This is a genomic window from Eisenbergiella sp. OF01-20 (assembly GCF_003478085.1).
Lineage (GTDB): Bacteria > Bacillota > Clostridia > Lachnospirales > Lachnospiraceae > Eisenbergiella.
In genome coordinates, this window is the sequence record NZ_QUES01000057.1 from 22,140 (window position 1) to 28,994 (window position 6,855).

Sequence of the window (6,855 nt, forward strand, 5' to 3'; positions counted from 1 at the left end):
GCTTTCTGCTGCCTGTCCCTGACAGCCTGTACTATCTTTCATAGTATTTTCCGAAAAAGGTATTTTTAACCTGATTATTCTGTTTTTGCTGTAGTTTTTTCTATTACAAACGCAGGCATAAGCTCCATAATCGGGACAAATCCTATATTGGCGGAGGGAAGGCTAACTCCCGGCTTAAAAGTAAGGCTGATATCATAATTATCATCCTGCAGCTTTCCGGTTATATTGGCCCCGGAAATATCCAGAAGAGTACGGGGATATAAAGCAGGAACGATTTTTTCGATATCCTTTTCATCTGTAAAGGTTTCCGTAACGGTCTGTTCATTGCTGTAGCTTACGGAACGTCCGCCGTCCGGGGAATAAATGATATCACTTTCCTTCAGGTTATAGCAGGTTACGCTCACGCTCACCAGCTGTTCGGGCTGCACAAAGCTTCCTCCTCCGGCGAGTTCCATGTAGGCATCCTGTTCCTTCAGAAGGGCTATGGTATCCTCAAATTCCGTGTATACCGGATAGGTCCAGCTATAATAGATGTCCTCCGGTTCCCCTTCCACATGATAGCCGATGCGCAGACTGCCTGCCGGAAGCTGGTTCAGCATCATGCTGCAGCTGTAATCGTCCAAATCCTCACTCAGAACCTTCAAAAGCTTCTCCATATCCCCCAGGTAGGATACCTCTTCCAGCCCATTGCTGTAAACCGCCTCCAGACTGTCCGCGTTCTCCATGACCAGAGGGTCATTTATCTGATACCGGCTATACTGGAAAGACCTGTCGGCAAAAATCGTATCCATATCCTCTATAGATTCTTCCAGCTCCACGGCAGCCGCCCTGCATAGGGAGCGGCCGTTATTCAGATTGTATTTCAGATAAACGATGGTGTAACGGTTATCATAGGTATTCAGTTCATAAGCCATTTCGTGATCTCTGGCCGCCAGATTCCTGATCGCTTCAATGGTTTCTGTATTTTCAGAGGCCATATGTTCCAGCATATACTCTTCCTGGCTGCTGTAATAAATATTTTTATCAAACAGCTGTTCGTAACTGGAGAAACCATAGATATCCTGTCTGAAGGTAAATGCTACACTGGCGATATCTTCCGACGCCGGAATATAGGTGTCATAACCGGTAAAATCGAAATAAGCAAAGGAGAATAGTACCGCTGCTGCCGCTCCCGCTGCCAGCAGATGCCATTTTTTCAGCAGGACGGAACGGATATCAAATTCATAAATAATCTGTATCAGACCATGGCACAGGAAAAGACCGATGAGCATTCCCAATATCGTGAAAAAAACGCTGTCTCCGGACAGTCCCCTGAACCACAGCCCGGCCAGCAGAGTGACCGGTGTCATAAGCAGCAGTTTGATAATGCTTTTGCTTTTAGCAAAGGCCATTGCCGTCCCGGCCGCTTCCGCTTTTCTTTTCCGATACAGAAGATAGGCGGCGATTCCGTAGACAAGAGACTGAAGGGCAATCCATGCCAGATTTTCCAGAAAGCTTCCCACATAACGTCTCCCGCCTCCCCATAAATAGGCTGACATATTCTCTATCCCTGCCATATATGTAAAAAACGGAGAAGTCCATGACATAACTCCCACATCTCCAATGGAACAATACGTACGGAAGAAAGCGCTCATCATTCCATCGACAAGAAAACGTATCATATATTCATACAGAAAAAAAACACCGCAGCCCAACAGGGTAACCAAAACATTTCCCGTCAGCATTACCGCAACGAGGGATATATTATAGACCGCTGTGAAAAAAAGCATATTACACAAAAAGGCTCCCAGTCCGAACAGTACTGTTTTTACGGTAAGTGCTCCCAGCACGCCCCCCACAGCAAAAACAAGCAGAAGGGAACAGAAATAGCATACCCCGTAAATACCGATTCCGTTCAGATAAATCGTAATATATCTTTTTACCGAAGAAACGGGCATGCTCATGTACATATCCGTTTTTTTGCGGCTGTACAGCCAGGAAAAGCCCTGGATGGCCAGCAGCACGGCAAAAGCCGCCGTTGTGATAAGAAGAACCCGGTCAAAGGATATTGCATTCAGGAAATTATTGGCCACCCATCCGGGGCCGTCAAACCTGCCCATATAATGAACCAGTCCTTTTTCCACCTCTTTCCGATCCACGGAAACGGCCATGGCCTGGCATACCGGCAGTATCAGGAACATGGCAAGCATACACAGAAGGACTGTCCAGCCCCGCCTTTTCAGATTTTCTCTGCACCTAACCCAAAAGGAGTTTTTTGATATCATAACCCGTCACCTCCGTTTCACTGATAAAAATCTCTTCCAGAGACAGCGGCAGGACTTCATAAAAATAGGTCTCCGCTGCCGCAAACTGCGCCAGGATTTCATCTCTGTTCCCTCTTACAGTCAATGTATACAGAGATCCCCGCTTTTCTTTTTTCACAATATCCAGGAGCGTGAGCAGTTTTTCGGCATCTTCCTCCGATGTGAAAACACACTGCACTTTCTGTATATTGCATTTCATTTCTTCCAGTTCCTTGGAAAGAAGCACCCCGCCATGGTGAAGAAGCCCCACATGGTCGCAGATATCCTCCAGCTCACGCAGGTTATGGGAGGCAATGATGGGGGTCAGTCCCCTTCTCTCCATTTCCTGGGCGAAAATACTTTTGATCCCCTGTCTCATAACCGGATCCAGCCCGTCAAAGGTTTCATCGCAGAACAGATATTTTGCGCCGGAACAGATGCCGCAGATAAGGGCCAGCTGTTTTTTCATCCCCTTTGAAAACGTGTTGATCTTACGTCTGCTGTCCAGTCCGAAATTTGCCAGATACAGATAGTATGACTCTCTGCTGAATCCCGAAAAAACACTGCTTAAATATTTCTCCATATCCCGCGGTGTCGCATTGGAGAAGAAATAAGGTTCATCCCCGATAAAAAAGAACGTTTTCTTTGCATTTACATTATCATATACCTGCATTCCGTCAATAAGCACCAGGCCCGCATCCGGCTTGAGCACTCCGGCAAGCATACGCAGCATCGTACTTTTGCCGGCTCCGTTTGTCCCTATCAGCCCAAATACATTTTCCTCTTTTACAGAAAAACTTACATGATCCACCGCCCTGGTTTTGCCGAAATGCTTGGATACATCCTTTATCTCAATCATAGCAAAAATCCTCCCCAGCTGTCACCTTTCCCCACAGATATTCCGCCAGTTCCTGCCGGTTCATCCCGATTTCCCCGGCCTCCCTGACAATCTCCTCCAATTTTGTGTATATCTCATTTTTGCGGTAGCGAAGAAGGCTTTCATCATAGGCGACAAAGTTTCCCCTTCCTTTCACCGTATATATAAAGCCTTCTCTTTCCAGTTCCGTATAAGCGCGCTGTATGGTATTGGGATTAATGGAAAGCTCTACCGCAAGGCTCCTGACCGATGGCATCTTGGTATTCGGTTCCAGGGCACCTGTGAGGATGAGCTTCTGGAACTTGTCCACCACCTGTTCATAAATTGGCCTGGCATCCTTATAATCAAGTATAATCATAGGACTCCTTTCTGCATGAAAATGCTGTATCAAGTGTACTAATTATACTGGTACACTTAATGTACCATATTTGGACAATTATAGCAATAAGTTGTTACAGAATTGTTACAAAAAAAGGGAATCTTTCCATTATTTCAGAAAAGATTCCCTTTTTTTATAATAAAGTATGAAAACAGCTTGCTTATTTTTTAATCAACAGTGATTTTCCGGTCATTTCCGCCGGCTGTTCCTTTCCCATAACCTGGATCAGGGTCGGGATAATATCTGCCAGGCAGCCGCCCTCTTTCAGGGTATAAGCAGGGTCATAGTTCACCAGGATGAAAGGCACCTGATTAGTCGTATGCGCGGTAAAAGGCGCTCCTGTCACATAATCCACCAGCTGCTCCGCATTGCCGTGATCCGCACAGATAAACATTACCCCGTCCACACTCTTCAGGGCTTCCACCGCTTTTCCGACGCATTCATCCACCGCTTCCACCGCTTTGACAGCCGCTCCTTCCACGCCGGTATGTCCGACCATATCCGGGTTGGCGAAGTTAATAATAATCACATCGTATTTATCGGATGTAATCGCCTCTACCAGTTTGCCGCATACCTCATAAGCACTCATTTCCGGCTTCAGATCATAAGTTGCGACCTTGGGGGAATTCACAAGGATTCTGTCCTCTCCCTTGTTGGGAGTCTCCACACCGCCGTTAAAGAAAAAGGTTACATGGGCATATTTTTCCGTTTCTGCGATCCTGGCCTGTGTCATGTTGTTAGCAGCCAGCCATTCGCCGAAGGTATTGGTTATCTCTACCTTGTGGAACGCCACTTCCTTGTTGGGTATCGTGGGATCATATTCTGTAAAGCAGATATAAGTGGTATCCAGTCTCTTTTCCCTCGCAAAGCCATTGAAATCGTCATCACAGAACGCATGGGTAATTTCTCTTGCACGGTCGGGACGGAAATTAAAGAATATTATCGAATCTTTATCCTGAACCGTTGCCAGCGGAGCGCCGTTTCTTACGACAACGGTAGGCTTTACAAATTCATCGGTTTCATTTCTGTCATAAGAAGCCTGGATCCCTTCGGGGCCGTTCACAGCAGTAAGTCCCTCCCCTTTGGTCAGCGCATCATATGCCAGCTTCACACGGTCATAATTATTATCTCTGTCCATGGCATAATAACGGCCCATTACGGATGCTATTTCGCCGACACCGATCTCTTTCATCTTCGCTTCCAGCTGCTCCACATAACCCTTGCCGCTGGAAGGAGGCGTATCGCGGCCATCCAGGAAGCAGTGTACATAAACCTTTGTAAGGCCGTTCCTCTTTGCCAGTTCCAGCAGACCGTAAATATGGGTAATATGGCTGTGAACACCGCCGTCAGACACAAGGCCGTACATATGGAGGGCGGAATCATTCTTTTTGCAGTTTGCAACCGCATCCAGCAGGGCCGGATTCTCATAAAAAGTTCCGTCCTGGATTTCTTTTGTGATTCTGGTCAGCTCCTGATATACAATCCGGCCGGCACCCATATTCAGATGTCCCACCTCGGAGTTGCCCATCTGCCCGTCGGGAAGTCCTACCGCCATCCCGCTGGCATTTCCCTTTACAAAAGGATATTCTGCCATAAGCTTGTCCATAACAGGTGTTTTGGCTTCAGCAACAGCGTTTCCTTCTTTTTTGTCGTTCAGGCCATAGCCGTCAAGAATCATTAATACTACTGGTTTCTTGCTCATCTTTTTCTCCTTTTTCTACCATATAAAAATGTAAATGCTACATCCAGATGACTGTTATAATAAGGCCGGCGCCTGCAGACTTCCGGCTCATTCCTTTGAAATTATACACGTTTTCCCCAAAAGGCGCAATACGTTTTTGCTCTCGGAAATAAATGTTGCTTGGGATTGTATTTTTCAGAAAAAATGGTAAAATGGGGAATACCGGATAAGGTTTTCTCTTTATCCGTTCTATTTATATATGGAATATCGATACATAGGAGGAAATTACATGGTGCAGCTGTTTGCCCGAATATTTATTAAGGATTATGAAAAGACCGATCAACCTGCCGTCAGACAGGCTTACGGCATCCTGTGCGGAGCGATTGGCATAGGCTTCAATGTCCTGTTATTTGCAGGCAAATTTCTGGCCGGCCTCATCAGTAATTCCATCGCTATTACCGCCGATGCCTTTAATAACCTTTCCGACGCCGGTTCCTCCCTCATCACCCTGATAGGCTTTAAAATGGCCGGCCAGAAACCGGATACGGAGCATCCCTTCGGCCATGGAAGAATCGAATACCTGACCGGGCTGCTGGTTTCTCTTTTGATTCTGCTTATGGGATTTGAGCTTATAAAGTCTTCCTTTACCAAAATCCTCCATCCGGAGAAAACGGAATGTACCTTACTGGTTATTGTAATCCTGCTGGTATCCATTGGCGTAAAATTATATATGTACCTGTACAACCGCACCACCGGAAAAAAAATCGACAGCACTGCGATGCTGGCGACTGCAACGGACAGCTTCAGTGACATGCTTTCCACTGCCGTAGTGCTTGCCGCCACCCTGACAGGCAAATTTTGCGGCCTTCCCGTCGACGGCTGGTGCGGCCTCCTGGTCGGCCTTTTTATTCTCTATGCCGGCTTCGGCGCCGCCAAAGACACTATCAGCCCCCTGCTTGGCCAGCCTCCCCAAAAGGAATTTGTCCAGCGGATTGAATCCATCGTCCTCAGCCACCCCCAGGTACTGGGTATCCACGATCTGATCGTACATGACTACGGCCCGGGCCGTGTTATGATATCCCTGCATGCAGAGGTTCCCGCCGCCGGCGATATGCTTCATCTGCATGACGCCATTGATAACATCGAACGGGAATTGAACCGGGAGCTGCATTGTGAAGCCGTCATCCATATGGATCCTATCATGAATGACGACGAACAGACACAGGAACTGAAGGAAACGATCACCGCGTATCTCCATGAGCTTGATCCGGCCCTGAACCTGCATGATTTCCGCATCGTAAAAGGCCCTACCCACACAAATATCATTTTTGATATACTGGTGCCCTTCCATTTCCATCACAGTGATTCGGAAATCACCCGCATAATGGAGGATAAAATCCGCGGCCTGGACACCGCTTATTATGCCGTTATTAACCTGGACAGGGACTATACGGCCTGAGTTATTTTAAAGGGTGCAGATAAAAAAGTTTGGCATCCCCCGGCCCTGCTTCCCTGTGCGTCCTGCTGCCCTGCAAGGATTCCTGCAAGGGGCGTTATAAGCACGCCGGTCCTTAGGCTGCGTGCTTTGCAGCCTTAGTACCGCTGCGTGATTATCCGAGCGGAAGCGTCCCCTGGA

General features: G+C 47.3%; 5 protein-coding genes. 1 reads left to right on the top strand and 4 read right to left on the bottom strand.

Going from position 1 to position 6,855, the window contains the following annotated elements; genetic code table 11:
* Positions 1-74: 74 nt before the first annotated feature.
* From DXA36_RS31130 to gpmI, 4 genes are all read right to left on the bottom strand, one after another.
* Positions 75-2,264, bottom strand: coding sequence for a DUF6449 domain-containing protein (locus DXA36_RS31130; protein ID WP_118683259.1), 2,190 nt, complete (start codon positions 2,262-2,264; stop codon positions 75-77).
* Positions 2,236-3,141 (bottom strand): ABC transporter ATP-binding protein, encoded by a 906-nt coding sequence (locus tag DXA36_RS31135; RefSeq protein WP_118683261.1) that lies wholly within the window; start codon positions 3,139-3,141, stop codon positions 2,236-2,238. The genes DXA36_RS31130 and DXA36_RS31135 overlap by 29 nt, the downstream gene beginning before the upstream one ends.
* Positions 3,134-3,517 (bottom strand): GntR family transcriptional regulator, encoded by a 384-nt coding sequence (locus tag DXA36_RS31140; RefSeq protein ID WP_118683263.1) that lies wholly within the window; start codon positions 3,515-3,517, stop codon positions 3,134-3,136. Before DXA36_RS31140 ends, DXA36_RS31135 begins: the two co-directional genes overlap by 8 nt.
* Before the next feature lie 181 nt (positions 3,518-3,698).
* Positions 3,699-5,240: a 2,3-bisphosphoglycerate-independent phosphoglycerate mutase gene (gene gpmI, locus DXA36_RS31145; protein WP_118683265.1), complete on the bottom strand. Its 1,542-nt coding sequence runs from the start codon at positions 5,238-5,240 to the stop codon at positions 3,699-3,701.
* 268 nt (positions 5,241-5,508) lie between these two features.
* On the opposite strand from gpmI, the gene DXA36_RS31150 reads away from it, so the two are divergent.
* Positions 5,509-6,678, top strand: a complete 1,170-nt coding sequence (locus DXA36_RS31150; RefSeq protein WP_118683267.1) for a cation diffusion facilitator family transporter — start codon at positions 5,509-5,511, stop codon at positions 6,676-6,678.
* Positions 6,679-6,855: the final 177 nt, after the last annotated feature.

Bases quoted from the DNA above. Each gene is read 5' to 3' on its own strand.
- DXA36_RS31130 (WP_118683259.1), bottom strand. From the start codon at position 2,264: ATGATATCAAAAAACTCCTTTTGGGTTAGGTGCAGAGAAAATCTGAAA.
- DXA36_RS31135 (WP_118683261.1), bottom strand. From the start codon at position 3,141: ATGATTGAGATAAAGGATGTATCCAAGCATTTCGGCAAAACCAGGGCG.
- DXA36_RS31140 (WP_118683263.1), bottom strand. From the start codon at position 3,517: ATGATTATACTTGATTATAAGGATGCCAGGCCAATTTATGAACAGGTG.
- gpmI (WP_118683265.1), bottom strand. From the start codon at position 5,240: ATGAGCAAGAAACCAGTAGTATTAATGATTCTTGACGGCTATGGCCTG.
- DXA36_RS31150 (WP_118683267.1), top strand. From the start codon at position 5,509: ATGGTGCAGCTGTTTGCCCGAATATTTATTAAGGATTATGAAAAGACC.